Below are 17,597 nucleotides of genomic sequence, written 5' to 3'. Positions count from 1 at the left end.
GACTAATAATTGCGCGAATAAGTTATACCCGAAATAATAAAAAAGCAAATATGATTAACTTTGTTAGATGTTTGGGAAATGAGTTGTATATGAAAAAGATAATAAGTCAAGTGAGTTTCCTGGCTATATTTTTAACCTATTTATCTGGTTGTACGACTCCTTCCCCACAACAAGCTGGGAAGGCCGCTCCATCGCAAGTTATAAAAGGAGTACTAAAATCTGCTACTGGGGAGGAGCTACCTTATACCTTTAACAATGCCGTTAATACCATGGTCATTCTCTACCAAGGGGAAACCATTACCTTAGTAGGACAGCCCACCGGTTCGGGAATAAAATATACCAATGACCAGTACACTTATACCGACTGGCAGGGTAATTCTACGCTGCAAAAAGACGGAGTAACTATATTTAAAGTCTCAGCAAATTCAGGTAAGCAAAAGTAGATCGCCTTCTATGTAATGTAATTAAATGATCAAATTTTTCAGGACGACACAATACGGTTAACGTTGTTTGAGGTAGGTTAAATTGAAAATACATCTCGCGAAACGACCATTTTTCTGAGATTGTATTTAAGTCATTTTACATAAATTAACTTATAAGCCAATACTTGTTCTTTCTCCCTGATCTTATAGTGTTTGGTTTGGCACGTTAGATAATAAAACGTAAAAATAAATTATTGACTATCAGTGACTTTTATAATAGGACCCCGTACGCTAGAGTATGGTCTTGTTTCAAGTAGTCCCTTTATCGGTGGTGGTGTTAGTAGTTTTGCTCAGTACAGTGGCCTCTTTTGTGATCATTCAACAAGTATTAAGAAGTCATTTTGGAAAGCAAATTAAATTTCTAAAAAGACCTTCCTTCTCGCACCTACGGAAACGAAGCGCCGCTAAAAAAGTCCGTCTCCATCCTGGTACAGAGCGCTAATATCGATTGAGTCCAGGTAAGCTGATAAGCTAAAAACATTAATAAAGCCCCGGATCAGGACTAAGTCATTGCCCGGAATTTCTTGAGTTACTTCCACAAATAATTTTTGGACATAAAATAAATGATAGCTATAAAGAGCATCCTGCCGGGAAGCTAAGTAAATTCCTTTCTGACTTACCAAATCAGCTCGTTGCTCTATGTTTTTTTGATGGAAAGTAACCAAGTTCATGGCGAGCAGTTCAAATGGAAAGAATCAAAAAAGTGGCCGACGGATTTCTCCCTCGAATGGCATCTCGGCTTGATCGAGTAAGTGTAACAGGTGATCCGTTAATTGATCCAGATCGTAGTGGATTCGCTGCCGGACCCGGGCATTAGGTTCTTTGTGGAGCAGGTACTTGAGGAATAAGATGTTATGAATACACTCCTTTTGGGTTAAGGTTTCCAGCGGCTGGAATAAATTCCAGGTTAAGGGTTCCACCGAATGCAAGAGCGTTCTCATAACTATTTACCTTCTAGCTTGAAGTGCTTGTTATATACTTACTCCCTATTGGTATTTGGTTGTCTATATTCTCCTAAAATCCGTATTTCTTGCAAAAATATAGTAACTTAATACCATGAGTTTTCAGAAAACGGGTGCTTTTAATTCTTCTCCCCTCTGCTTTAGTCAAGAGGTTTTCCTACTGCACGGAAGGGCTGCCCCGTTAACCAGGTAAGTGCTTGCTCGGGATTAGTGAAGTTCTGAATTAAATAGGTGGGCGAATCACTGGTTAAAACGTCTGGTGGGACCTGTCTAATCCGGCAATACGTTGACCAACGTACCTCAAAAACGACTGTTTTTTTAAGATTGTACCAAGCCATTTATCATAAAACAACTTATCAGAATAGGCCGATTAGATGTAAATATAGGAGGGATGCTGGTAGAAGGAATTTGTTTTTATCTGGTATTGTCCGCTAAATCATAACAGGGGTTATAATTAAGGTAAAAAGCGCGCGAGTTCAGATTAAGTATATAGAAAAGTACTAATAGGTAGCAGAGGCTTTCGCAACGCAATCATCCTTAAAGGAGTAAACTTATATCAGTAAAGATACTTTACTTTTCTAGTCTTTACTGAGTGTAATACCGAAACCAAGCATTTAGGTGTTTGGTGACTTTACTCCTTACTGAGAATACAGATGACAAATTTGAATTATGTAAAACTTACCTCCGGGATATTTATTTTAATATTTCCGCTAATGATTAGCTGCTCATCCCTTTTTAGAGGGAAGGGATATAATGATCCACGGATTTCGTCTCAGGCCGAAATAGTAGATTTACGGGAATCTGAACTTAAAGAGACTAGGCAGCGAGAAAAAGCCGCCATGCAACGACTAAAAGCCGCTAAAACGGAGCTCAAAGCCTTAAAGTCCCAAGTTAAAAGAGGGTACTGATAAGACCATTAAAATGCTAGTTCCCTTGGTTGAATTCTAGGGTCTGGTACCCGTGTCAGTCATTTTGATTTTCCTTTAAAAGTACCCAAACACTTTCTACATAGTAAGTGTTTTACTTGGACGAACTAGCCGCAGGAGCAGGTCCGCTGGCTGATTTTCGCCTTGTTCTGGTACCTCTACCAGGTAAATAGATTATCAAACTTGCTAAACGACGGCCTGATAAAAGGTGATGGTTGGTAAAAGCTATTCGGTAGGGAATAGTAACCTAAGCTTGGGTTTATCAAGCAGTAAATAAAGCATTACGAAGTAATAAGGTAAAAATCTGAAACTGAGATAAACTTAAAATTACCAAGCGGTCTGTCTCCCTGGTAAAGTGATGGAGACAGATATGATACTTTACTCTTTGGTAAAGGCTATTGAGCTGTTGGTACTCGTCCAGATCTTGGGTTACATTCAGCGTTAAGACCAAGGGGGGCCAGCTTTCAATAATAGCCGGGACAACTGCCGTCAATAAAGGATCCACAATCAAACAACTGGTTACTTCTAAACTATTAACGGTCAGCTGGATGGTAAATTGGGGTATTACTGGAGACGAGGCCTTGTAACTAGCGATAATTGTTTCCTGGGATATAAAGCGGGGATATATTAACAAGTGACAGGCTTCGGCAAAAAGGCGGTGATTAACCCGGTTGTACTGCTGAGCGGCCCCTAGTAGTTCTTGCTCTAAGCCGGTCAACAGCTTATAAATCAAGCGTAATTTTTTCATTTTCCCCGAATCAGCCTCGTTTAAATATCCGCAAACAAAATGTACCAAATGGCCAGACCCGCCAGCCAAGCGCGTCTTAATTTTTCTTTTACCAAGATAGGAGAGTGGTTGGGCAGCAAGAAGAGCAGCCATCCCATCAAAGAACCTTTGAGCAGGATTTCCAGAACGAGCTCGCCCTTACTTAGATACTGGTTACTTACCGGGGACAAGGAAAGAATAGGCCAGTTCGCCAGAGCTAGCCTATTTAAGAGAAATAGGGTAAAAACAAGCGGGATCCAATACCAGCGGATGTTATAATATTGCAGAACTTCTTTCATATAAGTGACTATCTATTATTTTATCTCATCCCGGGGAACTAAACGCCGGAACCGCTACTCTCAAAGTTAGCTTTTCTAAAATGGTAGGAAATGGGCTCGGGCCGTCCCCTTAATAGCGGCCCTAAGCCAAATCCTGCTGCAAGAATTGTTGAAGCACATGGACCGGTGATTCTTCCGGCTGGTGGGGCAAGGTGGTGCGGGTAGGATTTAGATAGCCCGGCAGGCTGGCGAGCCCCTGTTCGTTAACGCTCCTGAAACCCATACTCCAGTTCTCAAACGAACGCTGGCGAATAGCCCCGTCGGCTAATTTGATGAGATTGGTATGATGATAGTCTTTACTGATCTTGGCAAATAATCTTCTTAAATCTTCTTCGGCGCCTTCAATCAATTGGACATAATGCTCCCCACTGTACAAGAGCAGGCCCGTGATGGCATCTCTTAGGTTATTACGGCGATATTGGATTAACATTTCTTGGAGTTCTGCTTCCTGGACGATTACCAGGGCCGTACTGATGTACATGATATGGTGCATAACCTGAGATCTTAGCATTAATAAACACGAAACACGATAAAACCTGATAACAGCAAGCTATTAGAGCACCAAAAGAATCGTTTGTAGTTCATTCTTCGGATAGTTATAGCTAAGCTGGGTATTTATTCTTCCATCCTCAAATACCGGATAACAGCGGTACATTTCCGTGTCGCCGGCCGCATCAAAGTCCTGATTTTCCGTGACTAGGAAAGCGAAATAGGCCTCGGTCCGTTGGTGTTGTACCGGAACGTACTGGTCAAAGTTTAGCTTAAAAAGCATCCGATTATTCTTTCAGCAGGAGTCATACCCTTGCCATACAAGTAAACGAAAAGCAGAGTTCTTGGACAGCGGTTATTTCCGTGTTATTCGCGTGTTTTTACGTGTTAACCCGATATCTATCAAGTGATTGCGGTAAATACGGAAAGATGGGAAAAGATTTAAGTACTCCCACATCGCGTTTTTTGATTCCACTTGCCTCAGACTAATCTCCTTCTTTATTATTTTTGCCTCGGTATTTATTCTGGTTAAATATAAGTACTGGTTTTACAAACAATTGTTAGCGAATAGGTTGCCCTTATTTTATTTCTATTAGCCAGCTAGAAAAAGGCCTTATATTTCCTGAATTAATACTATAGTAAAGAGGTAAATACGTAAATGTAAGCGAGTAATACGGTAAAATACGAGAAAGCGGAACTTGGTAACTTTAATTCTTGTAGACGCGGACAGGAACGCTAGAGAGTGATGGATCTATTCAAACCAGGTTATTTTCAAGGAATTAGCATCGAGAATATGACCAGAATCCAGGTAGAAGCCGCCCTACTCTACCTGGACTACCATCGGGCAGCCGTAACGGATACTAATCAAGTCATTCAAGACTGCGTCTTAAAAGTAGATCTAATTAATAAGTTAATGGCTTTAAATAAAATAGACCGTCAAAGCTCCCGGGGTTAAATCAATTATTCTATTTGACATTACTTCTTAAAACTGTTTGCTGTCTTCCTGCCCGGAGCCTAAAATTGTGAGACGCTGTAAGATATTTGTTTGTAAGTTTAAAAGCTTCATCGAGCTTTCAGGCTCTCCGCTCTGTTCCAACAAAACATCCAGATAGAAAAGGGCCTCTTGAGCTTGCTGCTTATCTAATTTTTCAACCACCAGGTTATCCGCATTAAAATCTAATAGTCTCGCCATAACCCAAATTTTTATTAGCAATTTAATAGTAATTGCATTGAATCTTATCCCGATAAACACCTAAAAGTGAACGTATAAACCAGTATTTTTAATTTCTTATCGTTCTGAAAATGTTTAGCTTAGCTACCTTTTCACTTTTAAATAGTCCTTTTTGACCTAAATAGCTTTTTTTATTTATCTTAGTAAAACTAATAGGCCATCTGCTGGACTACCAACAAGAACTAAGGAGAACTAAATAATGACTTTGTTTAGCGCTTGGTTATAAAATTCTGATTTTGGGTAAAAGAAATATTATTGTGATTGGTGCCTCGGCGGGCGGTTTTGAGGCCATTAAGCAACTGACGGCCGCGTTGCCCGCCGATCTGGAGGCCGCTATCTTCATCGTCTGGCATATGTCGCCGGATGTAACGGGCATATTACCACAAGTAATAAACCGCCAAAAAACGTTGTTGGCCACCAACGCCATTGATAACGAACCTATCGCTAATAACCGGATTTATGTAGCGCCCCCGACCGGCACCTGCTGCTGGAGAAGGGCGTGGTCCGGATAACGCGAGGGCCGAAAGAAAACCGTTTTCGGCCGGCGGTAGACCCTTTATTTCGTTCAGCCGCCTATATCTACGGGTCTCGGGTGATTGGTATTATTCTGTCCGGCGCCTTAGATGATGGTACGGCTGGGTTATGGACGATAAAAAGCCGGGGTGGTATTGCTATCGTGCAGGAACCGGCCGAGGCACAAGTGTCCTCTATGCCCAAACATGCTTTAGCGGCTGTGGAAGTAGATTATTGTTTGCCCATTGCCGAAATGGCTGCCCTGCTGGTGAAACTAATCGCCCAAACAACCGAAGGAGATAAAGAAATTAGGATGGAAGAGCAAAAAAAGACGGCGATGGAAGTGCGCATCGCCTCTCAGGACCATGCCCTGGAAAAGGGTATTTTGGATGTAGGCCAGCCCTCGCCTTATGCCTGTCCGGAATGTCATGGAGTACTATTTACCATTAAAGATGGGGATATAGCCCGCTATCGGTGCCACACCGGGCACGCGTATTCGGCCGATAGCCTTTTAACCACTATTACCGAAAAAATTGAAGACACTTTATGGAGTGCTATCCGGGGAGTAGAGGAAAGTATCATTTTGCTCAACAACCTGGGCGACCACTATGCGGAAAAAAACCAACCAAAACTGGCCGCCATGTATTTTAAAAAAGCCAAAGAAGCCGAAAGCCGGGCCGAAATTGTCCGGCAATCGGTTTTTAACCACGAGCAATTAACCACCAATAGTATCCGCCAACAAGCAGCGGCAGAAACGAGTGGCGAATAATATTGAGAGAACAAGAGATTTAATTTTAAAAGATTAAGTCCTCCCTTCCGGGTGGGAGTAAAAAAAGGGTATCATGGGATCAAATAAATTTTATGATTTTCTCACCGAAAAGCCGCACGACTTTCTAATTGTGGGTTTAGGCGCTTCGGCGGGCGGTGTTCAAGCGTTACGAGAGTTCTTTGCGCACGTGCCCGAAGATTCCCGGATGGCGTATGTGGTTATTCTGCACCTTTCCCCCGATCATGATAGCCAACTGGCGGAGGTACTTCAGGCGGTAACCACCATCCCGGTGGCACAGGTTCGGGAAAAAGTAGAAATTAAGCCGGATCACATTTACGTGGTGCCTCCCAATCAGCACCTGATTATAGAAGAGGGCTTCATTGCGCCATCGGTTAACCTGCACCTGGAAGAAAGGCGGGCGCCGGTGGATATATTTTTCCGGAACCTGGCTGATTCGCACGGCCCCCGAGCGGTGAGTGTTATTTTATCCGGCACCGGAGCCAACGGCTCCATGGGCTTAAAACGGGTAAAAGAAAGGGGCGGGGCGGCTTATGTACAAAACCCCCGCGAGGCCGAATTTAACGAAATGCCCCGCAACGCCATTGCTACTGAGCTGATTGATGACGTGCTGCCGGTGGCCGAAATCCCGGCTCGCATCGTGGCCTACCGGGATAGTCTGGGCACCGTGGAAATTGCCCTAGTCGCGGAGCAGCGGCCGGAGCAACACCAACAGGCTTTGCGCGAAATATTTGCCCAATTGCGCTTGCGCACCGGTCATGACTTTTCTAATTACAAGCGGGCAACCTTGCTGCGCCGGATTGAACGCCGCATTAACGTGCGAGACCTGCCCGACCTGCCGAGTTACGCCGCTTTTTTGCAGCAGAATATCGAGGAAAGCCAGGCTTTACTAAAAGACCTTTTAATTTCAGTTACTAATTTCTTCCGGGATAAAAAGCCTTTTGCCGCCCTGGAACAAGATATTTTACCGGTCATCTTTCAAGATAAAAGATCGGAAGACGAGATAAGAATATGGGTAGCCGGTTGTGCCACGGGGGAAGAAGCTTATTCGTTGGCCATGCTGGTGGCGGAAAGAACCCTAGATGTAGTAGATGCGCCGAAAGTACAAATATTTGCCACGGACCTAGATGCGGCCGCTATTGGCACCGCTCGTGAAGGTATTTACACGCTCAACGATGCTGCCGATGTTTCCGCCGAACGGCTGAAGCGCTTTTTTACCAAAGAAGGGGATCACTACCGCGTCATCCGCGAGATCCGGGAAATGATTCTTTTTGCCCAGCACAATTTTTTAAAAGATCCGTCTTTTTCGCGCCTGGACTTGGTAACCTGCCGCAACGTACTGATTTACTTGAATAGCACGGCCCAGGAACGGGTCATGGAAACGTTTCATTTTGCTTTAAAACCGGGTGGTTACCTGTTCCTGGGTTCGGCCGAATCCGTGGATGGCGCCAGCGATCTGTACGCTACGGTAAGCCGGGAGAATCGGATCTTCCGGTCCCGGCAAGTGGCCTTGCGCAAATACCCCGTGCCCGAATCGGTTCCTAACTTAATACCCCCGCCATTAATGATCCGCAAGGCGAAGGAGCCGGAAAGCTCTCCAACCGGCCGCATTTCTTTCGGGGAGTTGCATCAGAAACTGCTCGAGCAATACGCACCGCCCTCGTTGGTGGTAAATGAAGATTACGAGATCCTGCATATGTCCGAGAAAGTAGGCCGGTTTCTGGAATTATCCGGCGGCGAGCCCACTAAGAACCTGCTCCAGCTAATCCGGCCCGAGTTACGCATGGAACTTCGCTCGATCCTTTACCAAGCCATACAACGCCAAACCGTCCTGGAAGTTCGCAATATAGTCTGGGGTCAGCATGGGGAACGCCAGTCGGTAAACATTCAGGTAAAACCGGTTACCAAAGAAGGCGATCCGGCGAAAGGGTTCGTCCTGGTAATTTTTGAATCAAATGAACCGGAGCAGGAAACAAGCAATGAAAAAGTAATTACAACTGTCGAGGAGCCCATCGCCCGGCAACTGGAAGAAGAGCTGATCCAGATAAAAGCTCAGTTAAGACTTTCAGCGGAACAGTACGAATACCAGGCCGAGGAGTTAAAAGCCTCGAACGAGGAATTGCAGGCCATAAACGAAGAGTTGCGCTCGGCCGCGGAAGAGCTGGAAACCAGTAAGGAAGAATTGCAATCGATTAACGAAGAGCTGCGCACGGTAAACCAGGAACTCAAGGTAAAAATTGAGGAAACCGTTATTACCAGTAACAATTTACAAAATTTGATTAATTCGACCGAAGTCGCTACCATTTTCCTGGACCGTGCTTTCTGCACGAGGTTATACACCCCAGCGGCGCGGCAAATTTTTAATTTAATCCCCTCGGACTACGGCCGACCTATTTCGGATATTACCCACCGCCTGGATTATGACCATTTACTAGCGGACGTGGAAACCGTCCTGGAGAAGCTCACCCTTCTGGAACGGGAAGTAACCACCACGGACCAACGGGCTTTCATGATGCGGATATTACCCTACCGTACCACTGAGGACCGGATTAACGGCATTGTGATCACCTTTTTTGATGTAACCCTCCGCAAACAGGCCGAGAAAGCGTTGTTGCAGTCGGAACAACGCTTACGGTTGATAATAGAGAGTGCGAAGGACTACGCTATCCTTTCTCTCGATACGCAGAGACGGGTAGTTAGTTGGAGTAGTGGGGCCCAAATACTGCTGGGTTATACCGAAGCGGAGATTATAGGAAAATCAGGCGACCTTATTTTTGTACCGGAAGACCGCGAAAACAAAGCGCCGGAATGGGAAACACAGACGGCGGAGAAAGAAGGACGGGCGGAGGATGAGCGCTGGCACCGGCGCCAAGATGGTTCCCGGTTCTGGGCTTCGGGTATTACCCGGCCGTTGCGGGATGAACAGGATAACACCATTGGCTTCGTAAAGATTATGCGGGACCTGACGGAGCAGAAGCAAGTGGAAGAGGCCTTGCGCATGGCGGAAGAAAAGTACCGGACCCAACTGGAAGACGAGGTGCAGCAGCGCACGGCAGAGTTAAAAACCAGCCGGGACCAATATTTTACTTTAGTTGAAAATACCCGGATGTGATAACCGATGGGATAAAGATTCCAAGCTGGTATTTGCCAACCCGAATACGAGAGCAAAACCGGCCTTAGTATAGAGCACTTACTGGGTAAAACTCCTAGCGACATGGGGCTGCCCGAGGAAATAGCCCTGCCTTACATGGATAGCTTGCAGAAGGCATTTGAAGACGGCAAACCAGTAGAACACTTTAATCCTTTACCCACCCCAGACGGCGAGGGGTACTTTTATTCGCGTATTTCGCCGGAAAAAATGCTGCTGGTAAAGTGGAAACAGTATTGGCTATTGCCCGGGATATTACCCAGATACGAAAAGCGGAGCTGGAGATAATTCAGGGCCGGCAATTCCTGCAATCCGTCATGGACAGTTCGCTGGATGTCATTCAGGTCTTTGATGCTGTTCGGGATGTCACCGGCACCATCATAGACTTTACCTGGCGAATGAACAATCGCCAGGCCATAGAGCAATTAGGCGAGGTAGTGGGCAAAAGTGTGCGCCAGCAAAGCCCCGGGATTGTTTTATCCGGTGTTTTTGACCGGATGGTACAAGTGGTGGAAAGCGGCGTGGCTTATGAGCAGGAGCAATACTATTCTTATGAGCCGTTTCCGGATAACTGGTTTTATCTTACCTTAGTAAAGCATCACAATGGGGTCATCCTTACTACGAAGGATATTACTCCCTTTAAGAAAGCCGAAGCGGTACGATTACAAAGCTTAATGCTGTTGCAGCAATCCGAAGAAGTAGCGCGCATAGGTAGTTGGGAGTACGATGTTGCGGCCGGCACCTTTGGCTGGAGTGAAGGCATGTACCGCTTGTTTAATCTGCCAGTAGGCAGCCCGGTAAACCCGGAAACCTACCTGGAATACGTAATAGAAGAAGATCAACCTATTGCGCAGCGGGTGGTAAATCATTTGCGGGAAAAACATGAACCCTTAGAGGAAACGCTGCGCCTGCGGGTAAGCGGCCAGGTACTTACCTTCCGGATTAAAGCCGTGGTGCTGCGCAACGAACAAGGAGAACCCCTTAAAGTATTAGGCATTGATCTGGATATTTCGGAAGTAAAACGCCTGGAAGAAGAAAACCTGCAGATGCGGCTGAATCAGCAAAAAGCCTTGTTGCTGGGTATTCTGGCTGCTCAGGAAGAAGAGCGTAGCCGGATTTCCGAATCTTTACACAACGGGGTAGGTCAGCTGTTGTACGCCACGAAACTGAATCTGGACCAGGTGGCTCCGCACGTGTCATCCGATATAATAAAAATTACCAAAAACTACTGGATGAAGCTATTCAGGAAACCAGGAGGGTATCGCACGAGTTAGTGCCAATTGTACTAAAGGATTTCGGCTTGACCAGAGCGGTAGAGGATTTATGCAAACAATACAGACAGAGTTCAATCGAGGTAAATTGCGATGCGGAGGAAATGGAATACCCGCTGGAATCTTACCTGGAACTGGCTATGTACCGCATCTGCCAGGAATTGCTAACCAACGTAACCAAACACGCCGAGGCGACTAGTGTTGATATTCTGCTAATGCAGGAAGAGGGCGAATTAATCCTGAAAGTACGCGATAATGGCAAAGGAATAAACCCAGAACCTGGTAAAAAGAGTGGTATTGGGCTTCGTACTATTCAGGATCGGATAAAACTATTGAATGGTACCTTTGCCATAAACACTCCGCCGGCGGTAAAGGTACCCAGATAACTGTCCAAATTCCAATTACCAGTATAATTAAGTTTATAGAATTTATTTGGGTATGTCCAGACTATCTTGGTCATAGGTCGACGTTTTTCAGGATGAGTCATGACAAACTTTGTCTCGTAAAAGGACGGTGGCTGTTGCACAACTTTGTTTTAAGCCTGACTGATTTCACGGTCTGAACTTATTGCACCCGGGAGTACTTTCCTGGTTGTAAAGAGGGTAGTAAAAGCGATAAAATAGCTAGCAAAGACATTTTGCTGCTCTTTAACCAGTGCAAGGGCTTGGCTTACTACTTTCACTGGCTTGAACTTCATATATTTTTTCAGGTTGAAGGCAGTAGCGGCCAGTAACATCACCTTGTGCGCCCGGCTTTGCCTCGCACCCCTATTTGCCGTAGCCCATAATAATGAATTAAGCTGCCGAAGACGGGCTCCACGGTGCTTTGCCGAAGCCGCTTCATCCGCTTCCCTTTCTGCTTTGCTGCCTTGCCTGTGCCCGCCGATACTCTGGGTCGTAAGCGGTGCGGGTAATTTGTCGGCATGGGCTTTTAGGAACACAAGAGGATTTCAAAGGACACTGTTTGCAGTCCTGGTAGGTAGCCCGGTAGATTTTTAGTAATCCTCCCTCCGCATTGGTGTCAACGGTTTTAAAGGAGAGTATTTTACCGGCCGGACAGGTGAACTGGTCCTGCTGTTGATTGTAAGGGAAGCCTTCAATTTCCGGTTTGTACTGGCCAAACACGGGTATCCAGCCGATTATCTTCTTTGCTCTAAAAAGGAGTAGTTGCTTCCATTAGAATACCCACTATCGGCCAACAACTCCTGTAGAAGCAGCTCATTGTCTATAACCGCCGTGCAATTTAAGGTAATAGCGGGCAGATACTGGCTATCTCTACCATCCGCCAAGTCGGCCTGCACATGGCTGATGACGCCTTGGCTGTATCTACCGCCAGACTGCAATGATAATTGAGCTTTCTAGCCTTACCTGTTTGACCGATATACGGCATCCCCATCAGTAGGACTATAGTGAGTTTTATTACTTACCAGCCGGGCCTTCTCGTAATTGCCTCCCAAACCTTTAGGAGATTCTTTTAGCTGATCTTGGTGCTTTTTCAGCTTTCTTAATTGATGCTCGGGAGCAGAAATAAATTGCTCTGGTTTGCTGTTTTTATTTTATTTGACTCTTCGGCGGCTGAACTATTCTCTATGTTATCTGATCACATACATTTTCGCAGACCCAGCCGGTTGCTTTAGAAGCAGGCTGTCCATGGAAGCATTAGCCTTGACCGGTGCGAGTCGATGGCCTGCCTACGACCGACTACCATGCCTTTCTCGACACACAAGCGAAAACTTTATCAAACAACGATTCAAACAGGGCCTCGGGATAGAGCTGACGGGCACGACTCACCGGGGAGTGCCAGGGCAAGGGCTCGTCTAAGTGATAGTCCAGAAAGTAAAGCAGGTCCAGTCGCAGGCTGCAATGTTCGATAAGCTGGCGGTCCGAGACATATTCTCCAGGTACCACTAAGCAGAGCTTAAAGAAACTACCGGGTCAATCGACTGTTGGCCACAACGCCCGAAATAGGGCTGGGTAGTTCGTAGAGAAAATCCAGATCCACCTCTTGTTTCAACCGTCGGTAAAGTGTGTTCCGGCACGTGCGCCGAGAGGGAGAAGAGCAGCCCTTCTCCTCGGCAAATACCTTCTGCCTTGCATAACATCAAAGATTAATTGGTAACTTCTTAACGGCTACCATTAATCAGGTAGTTGTGCAACAGCCACGACGGAAAAATGATATAGAGAAAGGCTTGGTTCTGCCAGGTCTTTTTTGTTGGATTTGTGTGTCATAAGACCATCTCAAAAATCATCGTTAATTTTTTATTTATGAGATGAGTTTGAAGAATGGGGCTTTATCTAAAAAAGATAAATAATAAAAAGCCCCTTATTTCTAAGAGGCTTGGAGATCAATTTAGGTCACACTAGGCTGACATCGCATAATCAGAACCAGATATTAGAACATCAGCAGACAATCCTAGCCCTTTTTTTAAGGCTCTGATGTTTTGCAGACTTAAGGGGCGTTTGCGGTTTAACACCTTGGAAACGTTTCCTTTGTTTCCAAAGTAGGGCACTAAGTCGTTTTGCGCTAACCCTAAAACTTCCATTCTGGTTTTCAGGTACTCAATAGGATCAAGTTCTTCTGCCGGATAATTTTCTTCTTCGAATTTAACCAGCAGCATGGTTAAAATTTCTGCTTCTTCATCTTCCGGGCTTCCTTTCTCCGGCTCTCCAGTTCCGGATTCTTTTCAATGCTGCCTGATATTCCGCTTCGTTGTGAATTAATTTTGTTTCCATCTCTAAAAGGGCGTTAAGATGTTGTAAAGTCAATTTAGTACTCTAAAAACCTTTTTTAAAGGTCTTTTATTTTTATTTTATCATACTCCGCGTGAGTTCCAATCCATATTACCTGAACTCTTTTAACTCGGAAAAACACAATAGCAACTAGGCGAAAATCATTAGCCTTTTATATTGAAAACAACTTTGCTATCTACCACCATTTCTGCACTAGGGAAATCTGCCGCATTTCATTTACATTGTTCCAAGTGGCTTTTTTAGTGGTATAATACCAATCTAACAAATAAGCTTTAGCAGCAGCGTGTTGTTCAAAGTAGGCCTTAATGGTTGGATAACTAATAACATTCATTGATGCTTCTATGGTATTACTGGCGTATACGACAAAGATAACAACGAGTTGTCGAATTGACAACTTTATATCACTATTCTTTATCCTTTATAACTTCATGCGTTGTGAAAATTTGAAGAATAGCCTATTTAAGGGGGATACTAAATCTACCTCTTCCGGAGTCAAACATTTCTGGTCGTTGCACGCCATGTATTCGATACTACCTGTAACTACTACCGGAGAATTCGTAAATTGAACCTTTTGCTGGAATATAACCGAGTTAGAAAAATAGCTGACTTGCATGTTGAATACTTTTTCAACGTAGTGACTGGTTTTGGTTCTTGGGGACTACCCACCAACTTATATGCTTTGGAAGGATTGAAAGTAAAACCAGTTTTTACCGGCCCTCCTTTTGCCACCTGTTGGGAATAGATATGCCATCCCGGCTCAATGATGGCTTTCATATAAATAATACCTTCCTTATTTGCCGTTTTTTCCGGCATAAGACCATGTACCGGCTTTAGTATTTGGCCAGAAGTAGTAGCGCCAATAAAAAGCGCACTTATAATTACAATTAGGTTTTTCATTAGATTCCTTGTTTATATACCAACCGGCTATTTGACCGGCTAGATGGTAATATACGTTGATAAATTCTTTGCACCTGGACCGCCTGAAACTCCCACCCCGGCTAGCTCGGAAGCCAGCTTCATTTAATTTACCAGCAATGGCCAGCCAACTCAAACCTTTGGAACGGTAAAGCTCGATCATGGCGGCCGCTCTTTTATTATTATGGTTCGTACTTGCTTTCTCTTTTAATGCCCGAGCGCCAGCAACCCGATCCTGATAGGTTAAGTTTTCCGGTTTCCCTAATTTGGCACCCTGGGCAATCTTCGCTTGGAGTGCGGCCTTGGTTCGGCTGCTGATCAACTCCCGTTCGTGCTGGGCCAGTACCGCGAAGATGCCAATCGTTAAAGTATTCGCATCGGGCATATCGGCACAAACGAAATCAACCCCGCTATCCTTCAAAGTAAAAATGAAAGAAGCGTTCCGGCTGAGCCGATCCAGTTTGGCAATAACTAAAGTAGCTTTAATTTTTCGGGCCTGTTCAATGGCCGCGATCAGTTGCGGCCGGTTGTTTTTCTTACCACTTTCTACTTCGACGTATTCACTGGTAATCTTTTTGTCCTTTCAAAAACTAGCCACGGCGTATTGTTGCGCCTCCAGGCCTAATCCGAGGCTCCTTGCTTGGCAGTACTTACCCGGTAATAAGCAACATACTTTTTCTCCATCTTGAACTAAAAATAAGGAGAAATTACTAGTTTTACAAATCATAAACGAGCGTTTATGATTTGTAAAATGAGTTAAATAGCGTACTTTTATCCTATATATATTCCGGATCTTATGAATTTCTACTACATCCAACCAGGCGACAAGGATATCAAATTTAATGCATCTCTGGATTTAGCAGAAATTAAACACCTTCATTATTGTTTGCTCGGGAAGTTGGAAGCAGAAAAGCAACAAGGGGTTATTAGTATCACTACCCAGGAACTGCTTTATAAGCTAGATGGGATAATTCAATACTTGCAATCAGAAAACTATGGGTAATAAAAAATATATAGCCTATTACCGGGTTAGTACTGCTAAGCAAGGGCAAGTGGATTGGGCTTGGAAGCTCAGCAGTATGCTGTTGCTGCTTTCCTGAAAGGAGAGAAGATTACCAGTGAATACATCGAAGTAGAGAGCGGGAAAAAGAACAACCGGCCTCAGCTGATCGCCGCCATTGAGCAGGCCGGAAATTAAAGACACTTTAGTTATTGCCAAACTGGATCGACTTAGCCGTAACGCTTCTTTTATTTTTACCTTGAAGGATAGCGGGGTTGATTTTGTCTGTGCTGATATGCCGGATGCCAATACTTTAACTATTGGAATATTTGGTGTTAGCCAACACGAACGGGAGCTCATCAGTAGCCGGACCAAAGCAGCTCTCCAAGTTAAGATTGCTCAGGGTGTAAAATTAGGTAAGCCGGAAAACCTAACCTACCAGAACCGGGTAGCCGGTGCTCAGGTGATGCGACAAAAAGCAGTGACTAACGAAAACAACAAGCGGGCCGCTGCCATGGTGAATCTCTACCGGGCACAGGGACTAAATTGGGTAGCTATTGCTGAAAAGCTTAATGAAGCTGGCTTCAGAGCTAGTCGTGGTGGCAGATTTCAGGCAATTCAAGTACAACGGATATTTGAACGCTTAAAAAGTTTAACCATCTTAATATTAGTCATGCTTTAATATATAAGATAACTGGCCTATAAATAAGAAATAGTATCTTTATATAGTTTTAACTGCGCGTAGAAATCAAGAGTTATAGATGGAGTATCATATTTATTGTGATGAATCAGATAAGAAAGGAAAGCATTTTTCAAACTTTTATGGAGCTGCTTTAGTTAAGGGTCCAGATAAAGAAGATATTGAACATACTCTTAGGATGGTGTTCCAGGAGAATAATCTTTTCAACGAGCTAAAATGGCAAAAAGTCACTGAAAATTATTTAAGTAAATACCTAGCCGTAATGGATAAGTTCTTTGACCTTATTGTAAAAAATAAAGTCAAGATCCGGATCTTATTCACCCAAAATGGTTATTCCCAGTTGGGTTAACAGATCAACACAAAGAAGACGAATTCTTTATTCTCTATTATCAATTAATAAAACATTCTTTTGGATTGCAATATTGCAACGATAAAGATGGCCCAATCTACTTAAGGCTTTATTTTGATCTTCTTCCAGAGACTAAGGAGAAGTGTGATATTTTTAAGAATTATGTACATCAGCTTCAGGATACGCCTTCTTTTAAAGAAAAAAATATCATAATTAAGAGAGATTATATCTCTGAAGTTGATTCTAAGAAATGTAATAATGCAATGTCTGGACATTTTATTGGGCGCAATGGTTTTTCGTTTAAATGATAAACATAAAGAGATACCTCCGGGAAACATAGAAGAGGAAAAAGAACTATTGCAAAGGAAAAATTATATAAACACATCTACATCGCATCTGCCAAATTAAACCCAGATTTAATATTGGGATTTCAACAGGAAGAGATTCTGATAGTGATACCTGGAATGGTCCCTACAGGCATTGGAGATTTATAAGTAGAGATTATGAAATAGATGAGACTATGTTTAAAGGGAATAAAAAAAATAAGCTCTGATATCCCTACGTCAGCTTCCTAAGTGGAACTTAGGTGTTCGGGTACCAGAGCATTACAAAAGTAGTGTACGTATATTAAAAATACAAGTTTTACTACTACTTTATATTAAAGCCTCTCAGTCTATTAGCTGAAAGAAACCATAGAATTTCCTGCCTCTGTAAAGCTCGTTTATTCATTCGCGATTATGGGACAAGAACAATTTCACCTACCAATAACGAACGTCGTAGATTTGTAAAATACTTTAAAGCTTTATACTTATCAGTGCTTAGAAGCTTAAACTAGTGGTATATGTATTTAAATTCTATCAGAAAATTTAGTGGGAATTTTGAAACCTGCTGTTTTCAATTCTCGGACTAATTTAGCTTTCCATTTGCCAGCTTTGTCATACGATTGGTATACTACTCCTACAAAATCACT

The 17,597-nt window shown here is 43.8% G+C and carries 25 protein-coding genes and 2 pseudogenes; 11 read left to right on the top strand and 16 right to left on the bottom strand.

The genetic code is table 11. The features are described from left to right. The first annotated feature begins 89 nt into the window (after positions 1-89). On the top strand, positions 90-443 hold the full coding sequence (locus AHMF7605_RS28570) for an MliC family protein (protein WP_158267658.1): 354 nt from the start codon (positions 90-92) through the stop codon (positions 441-443). A 443-nt stretch (positions 444-886) separates the two neighbouring features. Here AHMF7605_RS28570 and AHMF7605_RS28565 read toward each other — a convergent pair whose 3' ends face one another. The 6 genes from AHMF7605_RS28565 to AHMF7605_RS28535 all read right to left on the bottom strand — a co-directional run bounded on the left by AHMF7605_RS28565 (position 887) and on the right by AHMF7605_RS28535 (position 4,246). Next, the gene (locus tag AHMF7605_RS28565) at positions 887-1,153 is read right to left on the bottom strand and encodes a hypothetical protein (RefSeq protein WP_106933679.1); all 267 of its coding nucleotides are present in this window, start codon (positions 1,151-1,153) and stop codon (positions 887-889) included. Between the two features lie 24 nt (positions 1,154-1,177). After that, complete coding sequence (locus AHMF7605_RS28560; protein ID WP_106933678.1) at positions 1,178-1,423, bottom strand: hypothetical protein; 246 nt, start codon at positions 1,421-1,423, stop codon at positions 1,178-1,180. A gap of 1,209 nt (positions 1,424-2,632) precedes the next feature. After that, positions 2,633-3,118, bottom strand: a complete 486-nt coding sequence (locus tag AHMF7605_RS28550) for a hypothetical protein (RefSeq protein WP_106933676.1) — start codon at positions 3,116-3,118, stop codon at positions 2,633-2,635. A 20-nt stretch (positions 3,119-3,138) separates the two neighbouring features. Further along, entirely contained in the window at positions 3,139-3,435 is a 297-nt protein-coding gene (locus AHMF7605_RS28545; RefSeq protein WP_106933675.1) for a hypothetical protein, read from the bottom strand. Between the two features lie 121 nt (positions 3,436-3,556). Beyond that, complete coding sequence (locus AHMF7605_RS28540; protein WP_158267657.1) at positions 3,557-3,967, bottom strand: BLUF domain-containing protein; 411 nt, start codon at positions 3,965-3,967, stop codon at positions 3,557-3,559. A 60-nt stretch (positions 3,968-4,027) separates the two neighbouring features. Then, positions 4,028-4,246: a hypothetical protein gene (locus AHMF7605_RS28535; protein WP_106933673.1), complete on the bottom strand. Its 219-nt coding sequence runs from the start codon at positions 4,244-4,246 to the stop codon at positions 4,028-4,030. Positions 4,247-4,756: 510 nt separating this feature from the next. Here AHMF7605_RS28535 and AHMF7605_RS30030 point away from each other — a divergent pair. Next, complete coding sequence (locus AHMF7605_RS30030) at positions 4,757-4,918, top strand: hypothetical protein (RefSeq protein ID WP_158267656.1); 162 nt, start codon at positions 4,757-4,759, stop codon at positions 4,916-4,918. 27 nt (positions 4,919-4,945) lie between these two features. On the opposite strand, the gene AHMF7605_RS28525 is transcribed toward AHMF7605_RS30030, so the two are convergent. After that, on the bottom strand, positions 4,946-5,155 hold the full coding sequence (locus AHMF7605_RS28525) for a hypothetical protein (RefSeq protein WP_146153700.1): 210 nt from the start codon (positions 5,153-5,155) through the stop codon (positions 4,946-4,948). 296 nt (positions 5,156-5,451) lie between these two features. Between AHMF7605_RS28525 and AHMF7605_RS28520 the strand changes: the two are divergent. The 5 genes and pseudogenes from AHMF7605_RS28520 (at position 5,452) to AHMF7605_RS28500 (ending at position 11,299) form a co-directional block, all read left to right on the top strand. Continuing rightward, positions 5,452-6,476, top strand: a pseudogene (locus tag AHMF7605_RS28520) (chemotaxis protein CheB). A gap of 73 nt (positions 6,477-6,549) precedes the next feature. After that, the gene (locus tag AHMF7605_RS28515) at positions 6,550-9,606 is read left to right on the top strand and encodes a CheR family methyltransferase (RefSeq protein WP_106933670.1); all 3,057 of its coding nucleotides are present in this window, start codon (positions 6,550-6,552) and stop codon (positions 9,604-9,606) included. A 102-nt stretch (positions 9,607-9,708) separates the two neighbouring features. Next, positions 9,709-9,930 (top strand): hypothetical protein, encoded by a 222-nt coding sequence (locus tag AHMF7605_RS28510; protein ID WP_106933669.1) that lies wholly within the window; start codon positions 9,709-9,711, stop codon positions 9,928-9,930. After that, positions 9,867-10,916, top strand: coding sequence for a PAS domain-containing protein (locus tag AHMF7605_RS28505; protein WP_146153699.1), 1,050 nt, complete (start codon positions 9,867-9,869; stop codon positions 10,914-10,916). Before AHMF7605_RS28510 ends, AHMF7605_RS28505 begins: the two co-directional genes overlap by 64 nt. A gap of 101 nt (positions 10,917-11,017) precedes the next feature. After that, positions 11,018-11,299 carry a sensor histidine kinase gene (locus AHMF7605_RS28500; protein WP_106933667.1) on the top strand — a complete coding sequence of 94 codons (282 nt, stop codon included), beginning with the start codon at positions 11,018-11,020 and terminating at the stop codon, positions 11,297-11,299. Between the two features lie 149 nt (positions 11,300-11,448). Here AHMF7605_RS28500 and AHMF7605_RS31285 read toward each other — a convergent pair whose 3' ends face one another. From AHMF7605_RS31285 to AHMF7605_RS28465, 9 genes and pseudogenes are all read right to left on the bottom strand, one after another. Next, positions 11,449-11,853: a hypothetical protein gene (locus tag AHMF7605_RS31285; RefSeq protein ID WP_449369334.1), complete on the bottom strand. Its 405-nt coding sequence runs from the start codon at positions 11,851-11,853 to the stop codon at positions 11,449-11,451. Next, positions 11,753-12,037, bottom strand: coding sequence for a transposase (locus tag AHMF7605_RS28490; RefSeq protein ID WP_158267655.1), 285 nt, complete (start codon positions 12,035-12,037; stop codon positions 11,753-11,755). Before AHMF7605_RS28490 ends, AHMF7605_RS31285 begins: the two co-directional genes overlap by 101 nt. A 14-nt stretch (positions 12,038-12,051) precedes the next feature. Then, positions 12,052-12,255: a hypothetical protein gene (locus AHMF7605_RS29555; RefSeq protein WP_146153698.1), complete on the bottom strand. Its 204-nt coding sequence runs from the start codon at positions 12,253-12,255 to the stop codon at positions 12,052-12,054. A gap of 358 nt (positions 12,256-12,613) precedes the next feature. Next, positions 12,614-12,820, bottom strand: coding sequence for a transposase (locus AHMF7605_RS28485; protein WP_106933665.1), 207 nt, complete (start codon positions 12,818-12,820; stop codon positions 12,614-12,616). Continuing rightward, positions 12,820-13,014: a hypothetical protein gene (locus tag AHMF7605_RS29550; RefSeq protein ID WP_146153697.1), complete on the bottom strand. Its 195-nt coding sequence runs from the start codon at positions 13,012-13,014 to the stop codon at positions 12,820-12,822. Before AHMF7605_RS29550 ends, AHMF7605_RS28485 begins: the two co-directional genes overlap by 1 nt. A gap of 258 nt (positions 13,015-13,272) precedes the next feature. Further along, a complete protein-coding gene (locus tag AHMF7605_RS28480; RefSeq protein WP_106933664.1) occupies positions 13,273-13,530 on the bottom strand; it encodes a helix-turn-helix domain-containing protein in 258 nt (85 codons plus the stop codon). A gap of 170 nt (positions 13,531-13,700) precedes the next feature. After that, a pseudogene (locus AHMF7605_RS31235) lies at positions 13,701-13,799 on the bottom strand (type II toxin-antitoxin system HigB family toxin); the annotation flags it as partial. 39 nt (positions 13,800-13,838) lie between these two features. Then, positions 13,839-14,057, bottom strand: coding sequence for a hypothetical protein (locus AHMF7605_RS30325; protein ID WP_199200376.1), 219 nt, complete (start codon positions 14,055-14,057; stop codon positions 13,839-13,841). A gap of 396 nt (positions 14,058-14,453) precedes the next feature. Then, positions 14,454-15,092 carry a recombinase family protein gene (locus AHMF7605_RS28465; protein WP_233219340.1) on the bottom strand — a complete coding sequence of 213 codons (639 nt, stop codon included), beginning with the start codon at positions 15,090-15,092 and terminating at the stop codon, positions 14,454-14,456. Between the two features lie 282 nt (positions 15,093-15,374). On the opposite strand from AHMF7605_RS28465, the gene AHMF7605_RS28460 reads away from it, so the two are divergent. The 4 genes from AHMF7605_RS28460 (at position 15,375) to AHMF7605_RS30320 (ending at position 16,627) form a co-directional block, all read left to right on the top strand. Continuing rightward, positions 15,375-15,581, top strand: a complete 207-nt coding sequence (locus AHMF7605_RS28460) for a hypothetical protein (RefSeq protein WP_106933663.1) — start codon at positions 15,375-15,377, stop codon at positions 15,579-15,581. A 60-nt stretch (positions 15,582-15,641) separates the two neighbouring features. Next, on the top strand, positions 15,642-15,776 hold the full coding sequence (locus AHMF7605_RS31025; RefSeq protein ID WP_317046586.1) for a hypothetical protein: 135 nt from the start codon (positions 15,642-15,644) through the stop codon (positions 15,774-15,776). Next, entirely contained in the window at positions 15,757-16,260 is a 504-nt protein-coding gene (locus AHMF7605_RS28455) for a recombinase family protein (RefSeq protein WP_317046585.1), read from the top strand. The genes AHMF7605_RS31025 and AHMF7605_RS28455 overlap by 20 nt, the downstream gene beginning before the upstream one ends. A 79-nt stretch (positions 16,261-16,339) precedes the next feature. Continuing rightward, the gene (locus AHMF7605_RS30320) at positions 16,340-16,627 is read left to right on the top strand and encodes a hypothetical protein (RefSeq protein ID WP_199200375.1); all 288 of its coding nucleotides are present in this window, start codon (positions 16,340-16,342) and stop codon (positions 16,625-16,627) included. The last annotated feature ends 970 nt before the right edge of the window (positions 16,628-17,597 follow it).

This window comes from Adhaeribacter arboris (assembly GCF_003023845.1).
Classification (GTDB): Bacteria; Bacteroidota; Bacteroidia; order Cytophagales; family Hymenobacteraceae; genus Adhaeribacter; species Adhaeribacter arboris.
This window is presented reverse-complemented; position numbering and strand designations above follow the sequence as displayed.

Coding starts and splice junctions, on each gene's coding strand:
- AHMF7605_RS28535 (WP_106933673.1), bottom strand. CDS start 4,246: ATGCTTTTTAAGCTAAACTTTGACCAGTACGTTCCGGTACAACACCAA.
- AHMF7605_RS28545 (WP_106933675.1), bottom strand. CDS start 3,435: ATGAAAGAAGTTCTGCAATATTATAACATCCGCTGGTATTGGATCCCG.
- AHMF7605_RS28460 (WP_106933663.1), top strand. CDS start 15,375: ATGAATTTCTACTACATCCAACCAGGCGACAAGGATATCAAATTTAAT.
- AHMF7605_RS28525 (WP_146153700.1), bottom strand. CDS start 5,155: ATGGCGAGACTATTAGATTTTAATGCGGATAACCTGGTGGTTGAAAAA.
- AHMF7605_RS28570 (WP_158267658.1), top strand. CDS start 90: ATGAAAAAGATAATAAGTCAAGTGAGTTTCCTGGCTATATTTTTAACC.
- AHMF7605_RS29550 (WP_146153697.1), bottom strand. CDS start 13,014: ATGTTATGCAAGGCAGAAGGTATTTGCCGAGGAGAAGGGCTGCTCTTC.
- AHMF7605_RS28500 (WP_106933667.1), top strand. CDS start 11,018: ATGGAATACCCGCTGGAATCTTACCTGGAACTGGCTATGTACCGCATC.
- AHMF7605_RS30030 (WP_158267656.1), top strand. CDS start 4,757: ATGACCAGAATCCAGGTAGAAGCCGCCCTACTCTACCTGGACTACCAT.
- AHMF7605_RS30320 (WP_199200375.1), top strand. CDS start 16,340: ATGGAGTATCATATTTATTGTGATGAATCAGATAAGAAAGGAAAGCAT.
- AHMF7605_RS28540 (WP_158267657.1), bottom strand. CDS start 3,967: ATGCACCATATCATGTACATCAGTACGGCCCTGGTAATCGTCCAGGAA.
- AHMF7605_RS28560 (WP_106933678.1), bottom strand. CDS start 1,423: ATGAGAACGCTCTTGCATTCGGTGGAACCCTTAACCTGGAATTTATTC.
- AHMF7605_RS28550 (WP_106933676.1), bottom strand. CDS start 3,118: ATGAAAAAATTACGCTTGATTTATAAGCTGTTGACCGGCTTAGAGCAA.
- AHMF7605_RS28515 (WP_106933670.1), top strand. CDS start 6,550: ATGGGATCAAATAAATTTTATGATTTTCTCACCGAAAAGCCGCACGAC.
- AHMF7605_RS28565 (WP_106933679.1), bottom strand. CDS start 1,153: ATGAACTTGGTTACTTTCCATCAAAAAAACATAGAGCAACGAGCTGAT.
- AHMF7605_RS28480 (WP_106933664.1), bottom strand. CDS start 13,530: ATGCTGCTGGTTAAATTCGAAGAAGAAAATTATCCGGCAGAAGAACTT.
- AHMF7605_RS28510 (WP_106933669.1), top strand. CDS start 9,709: ATGGGGCTGCCCGAGGAAATAGCCCTGCCTTACATGGATAGCTTGCAG.